Source organism: Specibacter sp. NPDC078692 (assembly GCF_040686835.1).
GTDB lineage: Bacteria > Actinomycetota > Actinomycetes > Actinomycetales > Micrococcaceae > Specibacter.
Genome location: NZ_JBFBLV010000004.1, coordinates 1 through 19598, shown reverse-complemented (window position 1 = coordinate 19598; position 19598 = coordinate 1). Strand labels below are relative to the sequence as shown.

Sequence of the window (19598 nt, the reverse complement as noted above, 5' to 3'; positions counted from 1 at the left end):
GTCAACCCCCGTTGGACGGTGCCCGGATAGGGGCCAAAGTCACCACTGTGCGGCAATGAGATGAGTTTCCTTGCTGCCGCTCGTCAGGTGAAAAGACGGCTGAGCCAGTGCTTCTCGGGCAAGGAATGCGACGGCGGCGCACCCAGCAAGGGGGCTGCCGCCGTCGTACTCGGCATTAGACGGCTGCCCATCCCCCGTCACTTGCAAGGATGACCCCGGAGACGTTGGCCGCATCATCGCTCAGGAGCCACGTGATGGCGGCTGCCTGTTGGTCCGGGGTGGCCAGAGGAGGGACGTTAGCCTGTAGGAAGGGCCCGATCCGCTCCGCGGCAAAGGGTGAGCTGAATGGCGCCTCGATGTTGGTGGCTACAGGTCCGGGTGCCACAGCGTTGCAGCGGATGCCCTGGGGCGTGTAGAAGAACGCAGTGCTCTTGGTGAACCCATTCACGGCATGCTTCGAGGTGGTGTAGGCCGTCCCGGCGGCAGACCCTCGGAGTCCGGCCTCAGAACTGACGTTGACAATGGACCCTGAACCGGCCTCGAGCATGAGTGGAAGGACCGCTCGGGTCAGCCGCATGACGGCAGTGACGTTTACGCCCATGACCCTCTCCCAGATGGCGTCATCAATCTCGGCGGAGGGAAGAAAGCCGTCCATGATCCCGGCAACATTGGCGAGCGCGTCCACCCGTCCCGCTGCCTCAGCCAGCACCGACCTCACGGTGTCTTCCGAGGCAATGTCCCCGGCGACGGTGACGAGGTCGCTGCTGGCAAGCTCACGCCCCAGCTCTGCCAACCTCTCAGGCAGGACATCCGTTGCGATGACGCGGGCACCCTCGTGAATCAGCCGGACGGCCGTGGCCCGGCCAATGCCGGATCCGGCACCAGTGACCACGGCGGTCCTTCCAGCAAAGCGGCCGGCAACAAATGATTGGTCCATGGTTGTTTCTCCATCTCGTAGTAGCTGGCTTCGACGGCCAGCGGTGACTGAGCCGGCATGGTGGCCGGCGCTGCTTGGGGGTGCGTTGTGGTCAACGGCGCCGGGCTGTGGCTATGGCGGTGATGAGTCTCCCCTGAAGCTCGGATTCTTTAACCAAGTGTCCGCCGACCGAGTGGCATTGGGAGCAGAAATAGCAAACTTCCAAAGTACCTTCCGGCACCCAAAGGGGTATCCAGGCGCAATCAATAGCGATGTGGGCATCCGTCCCACAGCCGGTGCACCAAATGGGGTTGTTGGCCCGATCCTGACCCGTTGCCTCGGGACTGGTCTCCTACGCGACGCTTTCCTCGTCAGGCATGGCCATCATCCTTTCTGGATTCCCTCAGCCACAACGTAATGCCCACTCTAGGCAGCAACAACCGGCACAGATAAGGTCCAAAGTCCCTAATGTGGCCGCCACGTCGGAGGATGATCCGGCGTGCGGATCACTCGATTTTTGCGCCGATGCCACGGTGAAATAAGGAACAAGCCAGATGCCCCACACATGGAGGGAAAACCTACGTAAAACGCTTCTACTCCTCCTCACGGTTGCTCAGCAACACCATGACAACCCACCCCAGATGGACCACCGTCAACAACAAGGCCACGCCCCCGTGACAGCCATAACCACATTGAGCCCGGCACCGGCCCCACTGGCATGCACCCCGCCTGAGGCAGGAATTCGAGACATCAAGAAGGGGCCGCTGTCATCACTCAGCAGGCCCAACGCAAAGAACCCCGTAGACCGCCACTTCAAGAGAGTGCACGGCTTGGGTGATTTATTTTGACCATCGCCTGCTCAACGGGGCTGCGAAATCCTCCCGTAGTGCCAGGGAATCGTGGCCGAAACACTGGGCGTCCTCAACCACACTGGCGCCAACGGCGCCCATGCGTGGGCCCTGTTTCATCTCAAGGACGCCATCTGCGACGAGGTCGCCCGACAAGACTCATCACAAACATCCCCGGATTGCCTACAGCGCCCGGCGCACTAGCCTCCGCCTTCCCGAATCTTGGCCCTGACAACACGAGCGGGAGAGCCTCTTTACGGCCACCCACAAGCCGGCTCTGTGGATCGAAGGTTACGCGCCCTGAATCAGGTCACGCCGTGCAAAGCGCAGGAGCCCAATAGCCCACAGGAGTAGCGCAATCCCTGCCAGCACCAGCAGCGGCAGTGCCGAAAGGGTCTCCGATGGCAGGCGCGGTGTTGCTGTGAGGGGGGTGTTGTTGATGATTTGGGAGGGAAGGCTGAACAACTCACCGAAGACGCTGATGATGACAAGGATGCTGAAGTAAGCCCAGGACAGTGCCAAAGCCTGGCGCGGGATGGAAGCAAAGAACACAACGGCAACACCGGCCGTAAGCAGGACCCCGGGCCAATAGGCAATTGACGCCCCCAAGAGCACCCACAGCTGAGATGAGTCGGACTGCGAAACCCCATACGCAGCCCCCATGACTGCGCCGCCAAGAAGAAGCATCAGCGCCGACCCCAGCACGGGCACCAGAAGCCGTCCGCTTGCCCAGCGAAGGCGTGAGACGCTGCCCGCCAGCTGCGGCTCAGCACGTCCGGAGGCCTCCTCCACCCTGAGCTGAAGAGTGCTCTCAACGACAAAAGCACTCGCCACGATCGCGTTGAGCATCACCAACAGCCCGAGGACACTATTGGTGATCGACTGGCCCTGACCCGCAAACACCTTACTGAATACCGGGTTCGTTCCCAGCAGATCGACCATCGCCGACGCCACCGACCCGTACAAGAGGGCCATGACCACCACGCTGGCCAGCCAGCCGAGGATCGTCCCCCGCTGCAGCCGGATCGCTAGCCCGAACGTGGTCTGTAGGAACCGGCCCGACACTGGAGGACCCGGACGGTTCGGCAGAACACCGGAACCAAGGTCCCGCCGCGCTTCAACCTTGAGCGCGATCCAACACAGCAGGACTGCGCCAACAACGAGGAGCGCCAAGGGCCCCCACCGGTTCACCCCGAATGCGCGCATCTGCTGGCCCCACCCAATCGGAGACAACCAGGAAATCCAGCCCGGCGTTGTCACCGTACCGTTCAAGTCGCCGATCGCACGCACCACATATGCCACCCCGATCACGGCTGCAGCGAAACTGTTCGCCCCACGGCTGGTGGTTGAAATCTGACTTCCGATCGCGGCCACGCCAAGAAAAAACAGGCCCACCCCGGCCAGGGAAGCACCCAGGACAAGGCTGCCCATGACGGGCAGGGTCAGGACCATGGCGGTCCCGGCGATTCCTACGCCGACCACGACATTGAACGCAGCGACGACGAAGTAATTGGCAAGGGTGTAGGAGTGCCGGCCCAAGACGTTGGCGCGCAGGAGTTCTGTGCGCCCGTCTTCCTCATCGGCACGGCCGTTGCGCGTCACAAGGAAAACCGTGGCAAACGCCAGCGTGATGGCAAGTGTCATCCAAATCTTCAGCACCAGAATTCCGCCCAAGGTGTTCGCCGCATACGCAGTTCCCGTCAGTGCGGCCACCGACGGCGTGTTCGCGATGGAGGCATACGCCTCGCGGTCTGCCGATGTGGGGAAGGCAGCACGTTGAGATTCATAGACGAGGGGAATCATGCCCACGAGCACTACCGCCCACACCAGAAGACGCAGCCAGTTGCGTCGGGCGATGAAGAGCACCATATCGGGTAAGCCTTGCAGCGAGGATCGGAACCGGAGTCGGCCCACCACGGCGTCTCTGCGTCCACCCGTTGTCCGGGCAGTGCTCGCGGTCATGGGACGCTCACCCCGTCGGCGGCCAGCTCCGTGCTGTAGTGGCGCAGGAATAATTCCTCGAGCGACGGCGGTGAGGCGACCAGGGCCCTCGGCTTCCAACGGGCGAGAACAGCAAGGACCGCACCCAGATCCGCATCCGCGACGGTGAACACGGCCCGCCCTCCCTTCTCGACAAGCTCGTTCACCCCTGGCACGAGCGACAAATTGGCCGATGGGTCGTCAAGGATCACCGAGACGGTACTCCGCTGCAAGTGGCGCAATTCGGCAAGTGTGCCGGATTCGACGGTCTTGCCCTGTCGAATGATGGTGACGGTGTCGCACAGGTTTTCAACCTCGGCGAAGATGTGGCTGGAGAGCAGCACGGAGCGTCCCTGTGCCTGGACATCCCGGATGCAGGCACGGAAGGCGGCCTCCATGATCGGGTCAAGCCCCGAGGTTGGCTCGTCGAGGATCAACAGTTCTGCGTCCGACGCCAGCGCCGAGACGAGCGCCACCTTTTGCCGGTTGCCTTTCGAGTAGGCCCGCGCCTTCTTGGATGGGTCGAGCTCAAACCGTTGTAGGAGTTCGTCCCTGCGTGCTTTGTTGGCCCCTCCCCTAAGTCCACCCAGGATGTCGATGATCTGTCCGCCGGTGAGGTTCGGCCACAGGTTCATGTCGCCGGGAACGTACGCGATCCGGCGGTGCAGGTCGACGGCGTCGCGCCAGTGGTCTCCGCCCAACACGCGCACAGTGGCTGCCTCAGCCCTCAGCAGCCCCAGCAGGATCCTGATCGTGGTTGACTTCCCCGAACCATTCGGTCCCAAGAAGCCAGCGATCTGCCCGGTCTCGACCCTCAGGTCCAGCCCGTCGAGGGCAAGCTGGTGGCCAAAGGACTTCCGCAAACCAACAACTTCGATGGCGGGGTTGAAACGTTCCGACTTGGCAATTGACATGGCGTTCTCCACTTCAGCACGCGGCGAGCCCTGTGCAAACGTGCAGCAGGACACGCCTCCTCCATGAAGGCTACGGTGCTGCGGTACGCCGTCGACAGGGCCAAAAGTCACCATTTGCCGCCCGGGCGCCGCTAAGTATGCAGTCCTGGGCCCAGGCAGGCCACAGGAGTCTGCCCGGCAGCCCAGCAACAGTTTTGCGCGTTGAATCACGGCATGGCGGAAGCCGCATTGGACACCACCGAGCTTCCCCCTGCCGCGGGACACCCGGGGAACTCGCGGTGCCGACCTTCCTGGGATCGCACGCCCATGGCGTCGCCCCACGGGGCGCCCGCTCCATCACCAGCGCATCCCTGTCAGTGGCTTCCCGTTCATACCGGCAGCCACGACGGCCCGTGCAGCACCGGCATCGAGCCCGGTTTGGGATACGATCGCTGCCGCTTGCCTCCGGGGCCAACTCCGTGACGGGCCCCAGGCCGGTGGCTGCAGGGCCTGCAGAATGGGGGACGTTTGGCCCTGTTGGACCATGCAGCGTTCAGCAAGACTTGGGTCATCCGCATGCCACCGCACGTTCGCCTAAAGGGGCCGCTAAGTTGAGCATCGCCGTTGTCTTTGAATCCATGTTTGGCAGTACCCGCGAGATTGCCTTGGCTATCGCTGAGGGGCTGGCGCCTTACGGGGTAGTGGTCACGGCCAACGTCAACGACCCGCGTGCTATGGAAGCCGTTCATTCAGCCAACTTGCTTGTCCTCGGAGGCCCGACCCATGTGCACGGCATGAGCCGGCCGTCTTCGCGTGAAGAAGCCCTGGCGTGGTCGCAGGACCCGAAGAAAGATCTGGCGCTAGAACTCTCGACACCAGGGACTGGCGTGCGTGAATGGCTCAAGGACATTGGCCACGTTCCGCACCTGAGTGCTGCCTTTGACACCCGGGCGGACATGGCACGTCTGCTTTCCGGGGCGGCGTCCGGCCAGATCCAGCATGCCATGGCGAATCAGGGCTCCCGTCAAGTCATTTCGCCTGAAAGCTTCCTTGTAACGAAGGAAAGCAAACTTGCCGAAGGCGAGCAGGCCCGTGCCCGCAATTGGGGCACCAGCGTGGGCAGGGCCATGGAGCAGTTCATCCATCACTGAGGCACCGCAGACAGCAAGCTGTCCGTGAAAGACCTGTCCGCAGCCAAGCCGATGTCTACGGCGTGACTGACAAAGGGGGCCTGCTTCGAGTGCGAGTCGCTTTGGAGCTGTTTGAGCATAAAACCAGCAGCTTTGGCGCGTGCAAGGTGGGTCCCCATAATCTCATCTCCCGGATAGCCTGCAACGATGTGGCCGGTCTTGGACCCGTCGTTGAGTAACTGCGGACGGACAACGGTTCAGTCGCGGTCTGATTCACGAATAGCCGTGGCGGTGGCTATCGGTTGGCCAATCACCGGAAGGCCCTATCCCAGGAGGCTGACGCCGTCCGCACCCGCGACGGCTTCTTCCATCACCGCATTGCCCGTGAGTTCACCAGCGACCACGGTCAGCCGCTCATTCGTGATTCCCAGCTTTGCCGGATGATTCGCGAGAACAGCTACGCAGCCACCCCTGTCGCTCCAAAGACAGCCATTTTCGTCCCGGTACCGACCTCCCTGGCTCTCGGACGCCGAACGGGTGCACCCATGCTCGCCACAAAGTCACATGCGATCCAGGGCGGTTGCGGCCAGGATCAAAGTTCCTTCCTCCGAAAGAGGACGACGGCGAGCCCGACCGCGGCGACAGAGACCACGAGCGAAGACATGACCGGCCAGAACGGGAAGTTCGCCTGGGCTCCGCTGGCCAACTGTGCCGCCCGCCCCGACAGGCCCGCCGGCGAATAATCACTGGCCGGCTTCCAGATCGCCCCGATCGAGAACATCACGAAGACGCCCAAACCTGCCCCGGCGGCTCCTGCCCCTGAAGGAATCAGCACAGAGAACAGCGTCATCAGGCACAGGTACGTCACAGCCATGGCAAGCCAGACGAGGGTGGAGGACCACAGGGCCCCTCCCGGCGCCTCGCCGAAGACCACTGCGGTGAGGCCCCAGGTCACGAGCGTCCCGGCCACCAACAGCACCGCCAGGTACAGCGCGTGGACCACGGTCTTCACGATCACGAACGCGGTCCTGGACACCGGTTTCGTGAGCACCAGCACGGCTGTTCCACTGCGGCGCTCGGAGGAGATGATGCCCCCGTAGATGATGATCAGCGCAAAGAGGACGATCTGCGAGAGGTTCTTGATCCACTGCCCGTAGGAGTCGAATGCGGTCGGTTCAGGTAGCTGGAGCGACGCAAACTGGCTCCCGCCAACGGCCGCCAGCAATTGCGGCGTGTACTTCACCAAGACCGGACCGGTGGCGGCAAGGAGCAGCATGATCGAGGGCAGAACGTAGATTCGCCAGGTCCGCAGGATCTCAAGTGCTTCCTTGCGGGCAAACATCAAGGACTTCCTCATAGTCCGGCCTGCCCCACAAGATCCACAAACACTTCCTCGAGCCCCATCTCCCCCGCCTCAAACCGGACGAGTCCGGTGTCTTGGGCCGCGACGAGCCTGGGGATGTCATGCTCGGCGCTGTGCACATCCGTCACGGTCACCTCAATTGAGCCTGTGGCGCCACTTACCACTGTCACTGCCCACGGCCGTTCAGCGATGGCCATGGCGAGCTTGTCGGCACCCTCGGTCACCTCCATGACGATCTTGTGCCGGCCATGCCGCGCCTTGAGCTCGTGGATCGGCGCATGCGTGAGCACCCGCCCACGGTCCAGGACGGCGACTGAGTCGCAGACCCGCTCGACGTCGCCGAGGATGTGGGTTGAAAAGAATATTGTTGTCCGTCCGCGGAAGGAGTCGATCAGTTCCAGGACGTCCTTGCGCCCGATCGGGTCCAGCGCGCTCGTGGGCTCATCGAGCAACAGCAAACGAGGGGCGTTGACAAGGGCTTGGGCGATTCCGAGACGCTGCCTCATGCCACGGGAGTACCCGCCGATCCTGGTTTTCACCCCGCCCAACCCGGCGGTGTCCAGCAGCATCGCAGTCCGCTGTGTCAGGACACGGTGTTCGAGCCCGAACAAGTCACCGGCGAAGTGCATGAATTCCGTCGCCGTCATCCAGTGGTACAAGGCAGGAACATCAGGCAGAAACCCCAGCTGCGCCCGAACGGCGTTTCCTGTTGTTGACACGTCGTGGCCCAGTACGCGGACGACCCCGGATGTGGGGCGGGCAAGTCCCGTGACCACGCGCAGCGTCGTCGTCTTGCCGGCGCCGTTGGGGCCCAGGAATCCAAAGACCGAGCCCTCCTCCACAGTGAGGTTGACGCCGTCGAGCACGCGCTTGCCCTTGTAGACCTTCTTGAGCTCCGACACCTCCAGGGCCGCACTCATTGCGATTCCCCGGCCCCGGGCTGCTCATTGCGCGTGCCATAGAGTTCATCGGCGATTGACGACGCCGGTTTGGCACCGGTGCCGGGCGTGGTCCAATAGTCCTCGGGTGGGGAGGCTTGCCGCCGGCCGATCACCAGGTACACGATGGCTCCGAGCAGGTTGACAAGCACGATGATCGCAAGCCACACCCACCTGTTGCCGAAAACGACTGATTCCCGGGGTCGCCGGGCGAGGTCCACCAGGGCAATGACGTCGAGGATCAGTTGCACAAGTGCCAGGACGCCCAGAACCGCCAGCACTGAGGGAGGAAGCGAGCCAAGGTTCAGGTTCATCACGGTCTCCCATCAATCAAACGTTCACTGTGTTGACCATTCAGCGCCGCCAGCAGCCACTCCCGGACATGGCCCTGAAACGGCCGGTCCACCTATACGGCGGAGGGACTCTGGGGGCCCCTCCCTGTTGAAACGCGGGCACCGTCAGCGTGACGGCACTGCATGCTGGTGGGCGTCGGTGCTGGGCCTGAGAGCCAACGCCGAGGCTATGACCACCACGGCGCCCGCGATCCACGAAGTCCATGCAGCCCCCGTCTGGCCGGTGTAGGCACCCAACCAGGGTGCGAGGACCAAAACGGCGCCAAGAACGACTTGGGCTGTTTCCACCCACGGCATGCCCGGGGATGCCAAGTTCACCACTCCGCTGGCGGCGATCACGACACCCAAGAAGACCATCAGCAAAACTGAAGCCGTGGTGTTTGCGGTCCACAAGGACCACCGCAGCCACTGCACCTGCACCTGCGCCTGCAACAACCGCTGTCCAATCCTGCCAACGAGTCCAATTCTTCACCGGAACCTGCCTCCTCAATTCTGGTCCCACTGGTTTGCGGAACACCATCATCCTCGTCTCCTAGTCACACCATCACCACGGCACAAAGTCCCCTCTTGGCGCTTTTCCCGAGATGTGCGCAGGGAAGACAGCATCCGGGCACCGAGCTACTCGGTGCGCAGGGCACGTGCCCGCCCGACGGCTAGCGCTACGACGACAGCCGCCGCCTGCACCATGACCAGGGTGCTGCTTGCGGCGGCAAGGGTCACCGGTCCCAGATCGCTTGCGGTAAGCAGGTCAAAGCCGCCGTGGAAGAGCACCACCGGCACGATGCTCCACCGCCCAATCTTCGCCAGCCAGCCCAACCAGAAAGAGCCGGCCACCATGGCAATCACCCAGCCGACGGCGGCCCAGCCCATGTTCCGAAACCCCGGGTTGAAGATGAATTGTGGAAGGTGCCAGGCTATCCATGTGCCGGCAACCATGAGTGAGGCTGGGACGTAGCCAAAATGGCCGGTTAAGGTCGGCATGAGCCAGCCGCGCCAGCCGGTTTCCTCCCCGATGCCAAACGTCAGGACCCAGACAAGCAACACCAGCACGGCCGAAGCACCCGGCAGCTGCGAGGTCAACCCGATTGAGGACATCGTGTCCAGGGATCCGCTCGCCATGCGCTCCACCAGAAGCCCGACGCCGACATACGCCAGTATCGAGGCAACCACAACGGCCAGGGCCCGTCCAATGCCGGTGACAGAGAACGTGCGGCGTGCCCAGGACCCGAATCCGCCGTCCGGCCGCAAGACGAGGGTCACGGCAATGGCGCCGAGGGCGGGCCCCATCGAGCCCAGGTAGAAGTTCCACGGCATGACCATCGTTGGCCCGCTGAACACCAGCGGCAGCCAGGCCAACCAGCTGAAACCGAAGGTGACGGACACAAAGGTGGCCACTGCCCGTCCCGATGGCTGCCTGCCGTGGCCGGCATTTTCCGGTGCGTGGAATGCTGCGTCAGACATGCTGGGATCTCCTCGAATGGAACTCGTTGGGCTTCCATGCCAGCATTGCTGGCCTTTGCACGCCAGAGGCCTTGGTCCCGGGATGGGGCGGGGATGCCCGGAATGGATCCAGTACCACTAGGTCCTTCTCCTCTACTGCCGTTGCGCAGCGCAGTGCAGAGTGGAAATCAACTGACGGGGAGCGAAGACATGACAAGCACTGCAAAAATTGACAACGGAACACCGGACCCAAGAAAGGTCGGTGGTGGAGTGGCGGGCGGCATCGTGGCACTTGTGCTGGGGATTCTGCTGGCCATGCTTGGTGTGGCCGGCATCGCCGGTGGTGTTGCCGCCGCGACGGTGTCTGCCGGGCAGGGACCGGACGGATACCTCAGTTCCCCGACACGGGAATTCACCACCACGTCCTACGCCCTTACCTCTCCGCCAGCCAGGATCGGCACTGACAAGGTTCCCTTTGACCTTGGCAACTTCCGGCTCAGCGCCACATCCTCCAAGCCCGGCGGGCAGGTCTTCATTGGCATCGGACCCAAGACTGACGTCGACCGCTACCTCAGCGGCGTCAACATCAGTGAAATCACCGGCGTCGAGTCAGCACCTTTCCGGGTGCAGTACCGTGATGTGCCCGGGACCGGCGCCGCAACCCCGCCGGGTGACCAGGGCTTCTGGACCGAGTCCGCGTCCGGACCGGGGACCCAGGAAGTCACCATGGACCTGCGCAGCGGCAACTGGGTTGTGGTTGTCATGAATTCTGATGCCGGGACCGGCGTCACGGTCAATCTGCAGGCAGCTTTCCATTCCTCATTGCTGGGCACCATCCCCCCGGCACTTTGGATTGGCGGACTGGTCCTGTTGGTCCTAGGTTCCGGTTTGGTGGCCCTCGGCGCCATCATGCTGGGCAGAAGGACTCCGTTGCCGGTGCAACAGCCTGCAAATGCGCTCTCTGCCCCGGTTGGGGTCTACCCGGCAAGGCTCGTCGGCCGGCTGGACCCGCCGCTGTCCCGAGGGCTGTGGCTGGTCAAGTGGCTACTGGCGTTTCCCCATTTCTTTATTCTCTTTTTCCTGTGGTTCGCCGTCGTCATCACCACGATCATTGCCGGCTTCGCCATCCTCTTCACCGGCCGGTACCCTCGCCCGCTCTTTGACTTCGTTGTCGGCGTCCTGCGCTGGAACTGGCGCGTCGTTTTCTACACCTACTCGGCGCTGGCCACTGACAAGTACCCGCCCTTCACCCTCGCATCCACCGACTATCCCGCCGATTTCGACGTCGACTACCCAGAGCGCCTCTCCCACGGGCTTGTGCTGGTCAAGTCGTGGCTGCTCGCCATCCCCCACCTTGTCATCGTCGGCATCTTCAGCAGCACCGTGTGGTGGTCATGGCCCGGAACGGACAACTGGTCTTCCAGTTACGGGCGCACCGCCGGTTTCTCCCTCCTTGGCATACTGGTGCTGGTGGCGGCTGTGGTGCTCCTGTTCACCGGCCGCTACCCACGGACGATCTTCGACCTGGCCATGGGAATCAACCGGTGGATCTACCGTGTTGCCGCCTACGTCCTGTTGCTGAGGGACGAATACCCGCCGTTCCGGCTGGACCAGGGACCCTTCGATCCCGAGGAAACCATCGTTCCCACCGGCGGTTCCGCACCCATGGCAAACCCAGAGCCGCCGCGACAGTGATCGCAGCAAGCCAAGCACAGAATGTGCGTCCCCCGGGGGTCAAGTACGGGCCGGTTCCCGTGGGGCTGACGAGCGAACAGGTGGCGCGCCGGAACTCGGACGGGCTGACGAACAAGACCTCACAAGCTTCCAGCCGCAGCCTGTGGGAGATCGTCCGGGCGAACGTCTTCACACTGTTCAATGCGATCGTGGCCGGGAGCTTCATTCTGCTGCTTTTCCTGGGCCAGTGGCGCGACGCGTTGTTCGGATTCTCCGCCGTTGGTAACGCAGTGATCGGAGTGGTGCAGGAATACCGCGCCAAAAAGGCCCTCGACCGGCTCGTCGTCATCAACACCCCACGTGCCCGGGTGATTCGAGACGGCACGGTGCAGGAGATTGCTGTGGAAGCCGTCGTGCGCGACGACGTCCTTGTTCTTCGGGCCGGGGATCAGGTTTCCGCCGACGCCGTGATGCTTGATGGCGAGAGCCTGGAGATCGATGAGTCGCTGCTGACAGGCGAGGCAGATCCGATGCTGAAGTTCGCGGGCGAGACCGTGCTCTCTGGCTCAAGTGTCCTTGCCGGTCATGGCAGGGCCCAGGCCACATGCGTGGGCGCCGATTCCTTTGCCGGCCGCCTGAGTGCTGAAGCCAAGCAGTTTTCGCTGGTCAATTCTGAGATTCGGAACGGCCTCAACAGGGTGCTGCGATGGGTCGCGTGGGCGCTGCTGCCCATCATGCTCATCGTTGTCAACGGCCAAATGCACGCCGAGGGAGGCTGGACAGCGGCCATTGCCACAGGCGGCTGGAAAACCGCGTCGGTCGGTGCCGTGGCGAGCGTTATCGCCATGGTTCCGCTGGGTCTTGTCCTGATGACCAGCGTCGCCTTCGCTGTCAGTGGTGTGCGGCTGGCCCGGCAAAAGGTGCTGATCCAAGAGTTGGCAGCCGTGGAGGTGCTCGCCCGAGTCGACGTCATCTGCTTGGACAAGACCGGCACCCTCACCGAAGGTGCCGTGAGGTTCGACGCCGTCCACCTTCCTGGCGTGCCCGCCGGGCCGGGAGCAGGACACCAGCACGGCTGGCGCCACAGCCTGGGCTGGTTCGGGGCCGATCCCAACGCAAACGCGACAGCCCGCTGTCTCACCGAAGAATTCCTTCCTGACAACACACTCCTGGCCGTGGACGCCATTCCGTTCTCCTCCGAACGCAAGTGGAGCGCAGTTACCTTCAGCGCCGACACTGCCGCCCCGGGCACGTGGGTGCTGGGTGCGCCAGAAATTGTCTTGGCCCGCGGACCGCAGTCCGCGGCACCCGAGGAGGCAACCGCCGTCGTGCTTGCCACAGCCAAGGAACTGTCCTCGGCAGGCATGCGGACGCTCGTGCTCGCACACAGTGCGGGGACGGCTGCCGGTCTCGGGGCTGGAACACGCCTCCCGTCCGGTGTGTCGCCGGTGGTGTTGCTGACCTTTCGGGAGACGGTCCGCCCCGACGCGGCCGACACACTCAAGTTCTTCCGCGACCAAGGAGTGGGCGTGCGCATCATCTCCGGCGACGACCCCCATACGGTCGCAGCGGTCGCGCGCGAGGTTGGCATCCACGTCGAGGCAGGCTATGACGCCCGCAAGCTCCCCACCGACCCCGAACTACTCGCGGACGTGATGGAGCAACAGCGGGTGTTCGGCCGGGTCACCCCGACACAGAAGAAGCAGATGGTTCAAGCCTTGCAGCAACGGGGGCACGTGGTCGCCATGACGGGCGACGGCGTCAATGATGCACTCGCGCTCAAACACGCCGACATTGGCATCGCCATGAACACCGCCGCTGCAGCCACCAAGGCCGTGTCCCGGCTGGTGTTGCTAGATGGACGGTTCGACCGGCTCCCCAACGTCGTGGCAGAGGGCCGTCAGGTAATAGCCAACATCGAACGGGTTTCCATGCTGTACCTGAGCAAGACCGCCTACGCGGTTGCGATATCCGTGGTCTTCGGAGCGCTGGTGTGGGAGTTCCCGTTCCTGCCCCGCCAGCTGTCCGTCACCGACGGACTGACCATCGGGATCCCCGCGTTCTTCCTTGCCCTGATGGTCAACAAGAGCCGCTACCGTCGGGGATTTCTGAAACGTTCGCTCTCCTTCGCCGTCCCTGCCGGTCTTATCCTCACGGCAAGCGTTGTGGCGGTGAATGCGTGTGCGGCCTTGGTCGGTGGTTTTACACCCCAAGACGTTCAGGGCTCATCCGTCATAACGCTCTCGCTCATTGCGCTGTGGATCCTGGGGGTCGTGGCCCGCCCGCTGACTATTGCGTGTGCGGGCGTTGTGCTGGCCATGTGCGGGGTTCTTGTGGGCCTGTTGACGATTCCCCTGCCAAGGGACTTCTTCAATCTGGCGGTGCCACCGCCAACGCTGCTGATCATCACGCTGATTGCCTCAGGCGTAGGAATTTTGGCCGTGGATATCCTGGGCCGGATCCGGGCCAGGGTCAACGCCCGTGCTGGCAGCGGCGTCCCCCAGCGCAAGGCCCCATGGGCACTGGGGCACTAACGCTTGGCTGCCACCATGAGCGCCAAGGCATCGCCCACGTCACTGACCCGCACACAGTGCCCTGCAAAACTTTCGCACTTCAGACAGGAATAGTCCACGCTGACATGCCCGGCAACGTGGCTTGGGCACGGCGCCACAGACTCTATGAGCAGCAGCTGGTCCGTTCCGCACTGGTGGCACCACGGGCGGCCCTCCGAGACACAAACGCTCAGCAAATCTATTGTTTGAGGCATCGAACAAACACCCTTCCATCAAGCACAGCCGAACAACACGCAGGTTTATGTGGCCCCGCAATCCATGGGCGGTTCCTTGATCGTGACATCGCGCAGCCGGTAGGGATAGAGCCCTTCGACCCCTCATTGCCAGCACCCATCAGGGACCTTGTGCCCTAGCTGGCACAGCGCAGTTGACATGTACTAAGAGGAAGGATCCATGCCGCACCACTGCGGGCTGCCCAGCACTCGGAGGATATTTTGACCAATGACAGCCGGCGGCGAAACAGCCCAGCTCAGATCGTCTCGTTCATTGTGGCTGTTGTGGGCGGAACCGCAGCAGTCATCGTGCTCACTTACTGGATGACCAATTCTTGGGCAGTAGGCACCACCGCCGGTGTGATCGCAGGCGTGTTGTCTGCCTCCATGCACCCGGTGCTTTTTCGGAAGCGCTGAGCTTCAGTCAACGGCATTCCTGAACCGCATCTGCGGTTCACCCATCGAAGGAGTCACATGCGCACGCTTCAGGACACCAAACCCATCTGGCACGCACTGATCTGGATTGGGATCTATATCCTCGCTGTCAACCTCGGGGACAACGTCGGGGCGATGCTGGACTTCCCGGAACTCACGAGCCTGGTGCTCGTTGCTGTATCGGCCGTTCTTATCGTCTATCTGCGGGGTGGTGGCCGGCTCTCAGCCTACGGAGTTCGGTTGGTGCAGCCAGGAACACCGCCACTCACGCTCTTCTACGCTCCACTCTTCGCGATCGCCTTTCTGGAGTATGCCAAGGGATTCGCGCCTGACCTTGACCTGCAAATCATCCTGTACGCGATTCTCCTGATGGCAGCCGTCGGATTCATCGAGGAGCTCCTGTTCCGCGGCTTCTTGCTCCAGGCACTGAGGACGCGCGGCAACCTGAATCGCGCAATCCTTATTTCGGGAGTCACCTTCGGCCTCGGCCACATCGTCAACCTCTTACGCGGGTACTCGCTCACCGACCAGGCTCTGCAATTGGTGGTGGCCGTGCTCGTTGGCATCGCGCTGGCATACTGCGTGGCACTCACCGGAAGCATCATGCCTGGCGTTGCCTTCCACATCTTGTTTAACATCAGCGGCACGATCACCGCACACTCCGTGCTGTGGGATTCCGTGACGGCAGGGATCATCGCGGTCGTGATGATCCCCTACATCCTGTTCCTGCGCCATAGCCTCACCAAAGCCGGAGCGGCGATCGTCACCATCCCCGCTTCGACCGCCGCGGCACAAATGGATGTAACTGCAACGCCCACCACTAGGACAAAGCGGGGTGCACCATGAACGAAGCACTAGTACATATTGACGGATTCAGAATGGACTTCGAGGACACCAGGGTTATCCGCGATTTATCCTTCGACGTCAGGCAGGGCGAAACGTTCGGTTTTCTGGGCAGCAACGGTTCTGGCAAGACGACGACAGTGCGGGCGCTGCTTGGCATTTACCAACCACCTCGGGGACACTGCACATCAACGGCAAACCGTTCAGCCCGGAAGATGGCAGCCGTTTGGGCTACTTGCCGGAAGAGCGCGGCTTGTACAAGAAGGAACCGGTCATTGAGATCATGACGTATTTTGGTCGGCTCAAAGGAATGGACCGTCGCGCCGCCAGGGCCTGGTCCCTTGAGTTTTTGGAACGTGTTGCACTGGCAGACAAGGCCAAGCTCCGACTCGACAAGCTCTCTGGCGGGCAGCAGCAAAAGGTCCAGCTGGGGGTGACGATCATGAATGACCCGGAACTGCTGATTCTGGACGAACCCACCAAGGGCTTTGACCCGGTCAATCGGCGCCTGCTCATGGACATTATTGCCGACCAGAAGAAGGCGGGGGCCACCGTCGTCATGATCACCCACCAGATGGAGGAGGTTGAACGGCTTTGCGACCGTGTTCTTCTGCTGAAGAACGGCACCGCCGAAGCCTACGGAACCATTGATGAGGTGCAGAACCGCTACGGCGGAAGGATGGTGCGGCTCAAATATTCGGGCCAGATCCCAGAGTCACCACACTATTCGGTGGCGCTGGAACAAAAGAACTATGCGGAACTGGCCCTGATCGACGAGGAAGATGAGTCCCTCATTTTGCGTGGGCTGCTCGACGCCGGAGTGCGTGTTCGCGGCTTCACCGTCACCAAGGTGTCCTTGGACGATATCTTCATAAAGATCTATGGAGACCAGAACGTGGCATACCAACGCGAAATGGCGGGAGTTTGACCATGGCACAGCACAATCTGGGCACCGTGGTCTCCTTCGAGTTCTTCCGGACCATCAGCAGGAAGCAGTTCTGGCTTGGAACCTTGGCTTTCCCGGCAGCCATTGCCGTCATTCTCGTGCTTACCGTCATCAGCAACACCTCCACCAGCAGCACCAGCGACGCTCAGAAGAGCGCCCAGTTCAGCGTCACCTACACCGACGCTTCCGGCCTTGTCACGGACCAGAGCGCAACCATGTTCGGTGCCGTTCAAGCCAGCAGTTCCGACCAAGGCATTGACGCCGTCAAGGCGGGTACAACGGATGCCTACTTTGCTTTCCCCGCGGATCCGGCCGTGGAACCCATCCACGTCTATGCAGTTGATCAGGGGATCTTCGAGAACGGGAAATACGCTGCTGTCGCGCAGGAGATGCTCAGTCAGTCCGTACAGGAAAAGATCGGCTCGCCACAACTGGCCAGCATCGCCCAACATCCCGCGACAATCAACGTCACGACCTATCAAGGATCCACCGAGGCCGGGGGTCTCAATTCTGTGGTTCCACCGCTGCTCTTCATCTTGGTCTTCTACGGGTTGATCATGTTGTTGGCAGGACAGATGGTGAATTCAACGCTGGAAGAGAAGGAAAACCGCGTTACGGAAATGATCCTCACAACACTTAAACCGTCAACCCTGATTACCGGCAAGGTCATCACCTTGTTCATGATCGGACTGTTGCAAGCCCTTGTCTTCGCCCTGCCTGTCGTCGTCGGCTACGTGTTCTTCCGTGACCAGTTGAACCTGCCGTCCTTGGATCTCACACAACTGGTCTTTGACCCGGTGCGCATGACCATGGGGTTCCTGCTCATGCTCGGAGGATTCTCCCTGTACACCACCACGCTTGTCGCCGTTGGGGCAGCCATGCCGACCGCCAAAGAGGCCGGCAGTTTCATTGGTGTCATGATGGCACTGATCTTCGTGCCGCTCTACGTGATCGGCCTGGTTGTCTCGGCCCCGCACGCGGTCATCGTGCAGATCTTCACCTACTTCCCGTTCACCGCACCAACCACCGCGCTCATCCGCAACGGACTTGGCACCTTGGGGATCGTTGAGTCGATCATCGTCATCGCCATCCTGTTCTACTCGGCAGCAGCCATGCTCCGCCTGGCCGTCAGCATTTTCCAGTACGGGTCGATCTCTTACACGAAAAAGGTTCCGTTGCGCTCCGTCCTGTCCAGAAGGGCGGGGTAGGTGGGACATGCCCAACCCGACACGATGTTCGACTGAGCGTGCATGAGAAAACTGCTGAAGGTACTGGCGATCGTCGGGATGTCCGCCGTCGTTCTTGCCGCGACCTCGACTATCACTAATCTGGCGTTGGGTGCTTACGAGCTGGCAACCGCACAACCGTATGGTGAGCGTGTCAGCATCGAGGGCGGCGAAGTCAATGTCGCTGTGACCGGAACAGGTGAGCAGACCGTGGTGCTGCTTGGCGGCTACGGGACCGCCTCACCGGCGTTGGACTTCACACCCTTGATCAAGGAGCTCAAGGACGAGTACACCGTTGTTGTCATCGAGCGGTTCGGATATGGCTACAGCGATAAGGATGCCACTGATCGAACTGTCGAGAACATCTCCACCGAGCTGCACGAAACCCTCAATGCGCTTGGCGTGAATGGATCCTACATCCTGATAGGCCACTCGATGGCAGGAATTTACAGCCTCGACTATGTGAACCGATTCCCCGGTGAGGTATCTGCCCTCGTCACCATCGACGGAACCGTTCCCGAGGCTTTCGCGGTTCCACCAAAAACGGGTCTCGGGCAACGGTTTCTTTCGACAATTGGCTGGGTGCGGTGGATGAGCGCACTCAATCCGCAAATCACGGCACCCGCGGCCCCGGCCAATACATACTCCCAACAGGAAATCGAACAGATCCGCCTCATGACCATCTGGAACTACGCCAATCCGACAGTCATCGATGAGAACAACAGGTCCGCAGAGAACTTTGCCGCAGTGGCCGGCTTGGCCTACCCGAGAGAACTTCCAGTGCTGGCGTTCGTGTCACGACAACTCATTGACGCCAACACCCAGTGGCGTCCAGCGCACGAACAGCAATTGGAAGCACTGGAGCGTTCGGAACTGGTGGTGCTCGAAGGTGGCCACTATTTGCATTGGACGAATTCAAAGGAATTGGCTGAGTCTCTTGACGCGTTTCTCGGCTGAACGACAGCAAATGGGTTTTCGTGGCAACGTCGTTCGGGCGTTGAGGGCCGTGTCCGCTTCTAAACCCGCATGGTTCTTCGCCGCAGTGTGGATCACTTCCGTCCTAGTGCTCCTCGTCGAAGGGCAAGCTATTCCGGTCGGTGGCATAGGAGTCGGCATTGTCCTGCTGGTGCTCTGCCTGTTTGTGACGGCAACCACTGAACCCGAACACATGGCGACACTTGTTGCTGGGCCAGCACGCCGCAGGGTGTGGGCGCAGCTCGGGCTGGCGGCAGTGATCATCTCACTCACCGCATGGAACAACCTTGCCTATCACAACATCGTCGAAGAAAGCTTGGCCATCCCGTTGTGGACACCGCTGGTCGAATGGCTCAAACGTCTAGGTGAGCAATGGTTCGGTGAGGGGCTGGGCACCTTCCTAATCAATCCCGTCACCTACGTCCTTATCCCGCTCATACTGCTGCTGCTCGCTGGTGCGCGCCTCCCGACACTGGGATTCTCCAGAGGCCACCGGGTAGGTCGAGCCCTACTGATCTGCTGTGCCGTGCCACTCGCGTGGATTGCCTACATCCTGATCAGCGGTCAACTCTCGATCGTAAGGCTATTGGGTAGCTTCGCGTCCAACTTCATGCAGAATGGCTTCCTCGAGGAGTTCCTGTTCCGTGGAATTCTCCAAACGCGGCTGCGGCTTCTCACCGGGCCGGGTTGGGGGTTAGCGGCCAAAATGTGTGTATGAAAAGTGGCTTTTGGCCAGTAATCATATGGGATGCAGGGCCTTGTACATGCTTTGAAAGCATGTATGGTGACAGTTCCCAAGAACCACCCCCGTTGTGGTGTATGTACTCAGAAGCTTGTGAAGAATGGTTCGACC

17 protein-coding genes and 1 pseudogene are annotated in these 19598 nt (G+C 61.7%); 10 read left to right on the top strand and 8 right to left on the bottom strand.

Annotation, left to right across the window (positions count from 1 at the left end; all coding sequences use genetic code 11):
- Positions 1–175: 175 nt before the first annotated feature.
- The 3 genes from AB0O97_RS04110 to AB0O97_RS04100 all read right to left on the bottom strand — a co-directional run bounded on the left by AB0O97_RS04110 (position 176) and on the right by AB0O97_RS04100 (position 4658).
- Positions 176–937: an SDR family NAD(P)-dependent oxidoreductase gene (locus AB0O97_RS04110; RefSeq protein ID WP_363880211.1), complete on the bottom strand. Its 762-nt coding sequence runs from the start codon at positions 935–937 to the stop codon at positions 176–178.
- Positions 938–2055: 1118 nt separating this feature from the next.
- Positions 2056–3726, bottom strand: a complete 1671-nt coding sequence (locus tag AB0O97_RS04105; RefSeq protein ID WP_363880208.1) for an ABC transporter permease — start codon at positions 3724–3726, stop codon at positions 2056–2058.
- A complete protein-coding gene (locus AB0O97_RS04100) occupies positions 3723–4658 on the bottom strand; it encodes an ABC transporter ATP-binding protein (protein ID WP_363880205.1) in 936 nt (311 codons plus the stop codon). Before AB0O97_RS04100 ends, AB0O97_RS04105 begins: the two co-directional genes overlap by 4 nt.
- 590 nt (positions 4659–5248) lie before the next feature.
- Here AB0O97_RS04100 and AB0O97_RS04095 point away from each other — a divergent pair.
- The gene (locus AB0O97_RS04095) at positions 5249–5788 is read left to right on the top strand and encodes a hypothetical protein (protein WP_363880202.1); all 540 of its coding nucleotides are present in this window, start codon (positions 5249–5251) and stop codon (positions 5786–5788) included.
- Positions 5789–6359: 571 nt separating this feature from the next.
- On the opposite strand, the gene AB0O97_RS04090 is transcribed toward AB0O97_RS04095, so the two are convergent.
- From AB0O97_RS04090 to AB0O97_RS04070, 5 genes are all read right to left on the bottom strand, one after another.
- Positions 6360–7109, bottom strand: coding sequence for an ABC transporter permease subunit (locus tag AB0O97_RS04090; protein ID WP_363880199.1), 750 nt, complete (start codon positions 7107–7109; stop codon positions 6360–6362).
- A gap of 11 nt (positions 7110–7120) precedes the next feature.
- Positions 7121–8050, bottom strand: coding sequence for an ABC transporter ATP-binding protein (locus AB0O97_RS04085; protein ID WP_363880196.1), 930 nt, complete (start codon positions 8048–8050; stop codon positions 7121–7123).
- Positions 8047–8382 (bottom strand): PLD nuclease N-terminal domain-containing protein, encoded by a 336-nt coding sequence (locus AB0O97_RS04080; protein ID WP_363880194.1) that lies wholly within the window; start codon positions 8380–8382, stop codon positions 8047–8049. Before AB0O97_RS04080 ends, AB0O97_RS04085 begins: the two co-directional genes overlap by 4 nt.
- 144 nt (positions 8383–8526) lie before the next feature.
- On the bottom strand, positions 8527–8856 hold the full coding sequence (locus AB0O97_RS04075; RefSeq protein WP_363880191.1) for an SPW repeat protein: 330 nt from the start codon (positions 8854–8856) through the stop codon (positions 8527–8529).
- A gap of 183 nt (positions 8857–9039) precedes the next feature.
- On the bottom strand, positions 9040–9882 hold the full coding sequence (locus AB0O97_RS04070) for a CPBP family intramembrane glutamic endopeptidase (RefSeq protein WP_363880189.1): 843 nt from the start codon (positions 9880–9882) through the stop codon (positions 9040–9042).
- Positions 9883–10071: 189 nt separating this feature from the next.
- On the opposite strand from AB0O97_RS04070, the gene AB0O97_RS04065 reads away from it, so the two are divergent.
- From AB0O97_RS04065 to AB0O97_RS04025, 9 genes and pseudogenes are all read left to right on the top strand, one after another.
- Positions 10072–11556 (top strand): DUF4389 domain-containing protein, encoded by a 1485-nt coding sequence (locus tag AB0O97_RS04065; protein WP_363880187.1) that lies wholly within the window; start codon positions 10072–10074, stop codon positions 11554–11556.
- Positions 11557–11579: 23 nt separating this feature from the next.
- Positions 11580–14069 carry an HAD-IC family P-type ATPase gene (locus AB0O97_RS04060; RefSeq protein WP_363880185.1) on the top strand — a complete coding sequence of 830 codons (2490 nt, stop codon included), beginning with the start codon at positions 11580–11582 and terminating at the stop codon, positions 14067–14069.
- 473 nt (positions 14070–14542) lie between these two features.
- Positions 14543–14737 carry a hypothetical protein gene (locus AB0O97_RS04055; RefSeq protein WP_363880183.1) on the top strand — a complete coding sequence of 65 codons (195 nt, stop codon included), beginning with the start codon at positions 14543–14545 and terminating at the stop codon, positions 14735–14737.
- 57 nt (positions 14738–14794) lie between these two features.
- Positions 14795–15601 (top strand): CPBP family intramembrane glutamic endopeptidase, encoded by an 807-nt coding sequence (locus tag AB0O97_RS04050; protein ID WP_363880181.1) that lies wholly within the window; start codon positions 14795–14797, stop codon positions 15599–15601.
- Positions 15598–16124 (top strand): annotated as a pseudogene (locus tag AB0O97_RS04045) (ATP-binding cassette domain-containing protein); the annotation flags it as partial. The gene AB0O97_RS04050 and the pseudogene AB0O97_RS04045, both read left to right, overlap by 4 nt.
- Entirely contained in the window at positions 16113–16526 is a 414-nt protein-coding gene (locus tag AB0O97_RS04040) for a DUF4162 domain-containing protein (protein WP_363880681.1), read from the top strand. The pseudogene AB0O97_RS04045 and the gene AB0O97_RS04040, both read left to right, overlap by 12 nt.
- 2 nt (positions 16527–16528) lie before the next feature.
- Positions 16529–17752, top strand: a complete 1224-nt coding sequence (locus tag AB0O97_RS04035) for an ABC transporter permease (protein WP_363880179.1) — start codon at positions 16529–16531, stop codon at positions 17750–17752.
- Positions 17753–17794: 42 nt separating this feature from the next.
- Positions 17795–18727, top strand: a complete 933-nt coding sequence (locus AB0O97_RS04030) for an alpha/beta hydrolase (RefSeq protein WP_363880176.1) — start codon at positions 17795–17797, stop codon at positions 18725–18727.
- Between the two features lie 49 nt (positions 18728–18776).
- Positions 18777–19463: a hypothetical protein gene (locus AB0O97_RS04025; protein WP_363880173.1), complete on the top strand. Its 687-nt coding sequence runs from the start codon at positions 18777–18779 to the stop codon at positions 19461–19463.
- Positions 19464–19598 lie beyond the last annotated feature (135 nt).